At 60.8% G+C, this 1090-nt stretch carries 1 protein-coding gene; it reads left to right on the top strand.

Annotation, left to right across the window (positions count from 1 at the left end):
- Nucleotides 1–130: 130 nt before the first annotated feature.
- A partial coding sequence (locus AC1DSN_RS23025) for an RHS repeat domain-containing protein (RefSeq protein WP_477333203.1) occupies nucleotides 131–1090 on the top strand: 960 nt, incomplete at its 3' end.

Here is a 1090-nt window from a genome sequence, read left to right as displayed (position 1 = left end):
GGGTAAGCCCCTCAAGACCGAGTACTTCCAGGGCGACACGACTGGCACGCTGCTGCGAACAGAAGCGTTCTCTTACGCGCCATACAATCAGGGGCCGTGGCCTGCGGTGTACGGGGGCGGCTTCAATATCATGGCCAACCTAGACCGCCAGGAAGGCGAATCCCCGCAGCTGCAAAAGTCCGTCACGGAAGAAGGCGACACCTATACCTGGCAGGCACTTGCCTTCGACACCTACGCCCGTGCGTCGTCCACACGTCGCAGCAGCAGTTTTGGCYTTTCCGTCGATGAAAAACAGGACTTCCTGGACGACACATCACGCAGTGTCATCGGACTTCCCACGGTTTACACGAACCTGACCAGGAATGAAGTCGTTAGTGAGACCACCTACGACCTGACGACGCTGGTGCCCCAGATGCGAAAGCATTTCGGCCAGACGATGATGACGTATTCGTTCAACCCCCAGGGACAGTTGGCCACGTTCCAGGACGCCAATTCCAATACGACGCATCTGGACAACTACAAGCTCGGCATTCCGCAGACCATTACGTTTCCGGACATCAACGCCCTCCACCCGAATGGCACCGTGGAAGCGGTCGCTGTCGACGACTTCGGACAGATTGCGTCCATCACTGACCAGGCGGGTTCGACAACGTCGTACGCCTATGACGGCATCGGCCGCGTGTTGCGCATCGACTACCCCGCGGGCGACTCGCCAAGCCTGGCCCCGAAGCTGTTCGCTTACACAGTCAGCCCTGACGCGCGCGACGTTGGCGGTAACCACTGGGTGCGCGAAGTCACACAAGGCATCCAGTACGACCGCACGGACTTTGACGCCATGTTGCGGCCGGTTGCCACCGGCAAGGGCCAGGTCGGCACCACGGACCGGTTTGTCTCTACACGGAATGACTTTGACTGGCGGGGCAACAAGACGTTCGCCTCGTATGCCGTCGACGGCGACGTTGGTCGGGCAACGATGGGAGTCGGCATTACCACCAGCTACGACGCGTTAGGCCGCGCGCGCGCTGAGTCACAGCCCTCCGCGCAAGGCACGCTGGTGACCTACACCGATTACCTTTCGGGGGGTGTCCGG

The organism is Luteibacter sp. P4_D7_3 (assembly GCF_056401735.1).
This window is presented reverse-complemented; position numbering and strand designations above follow the sequence as displayed.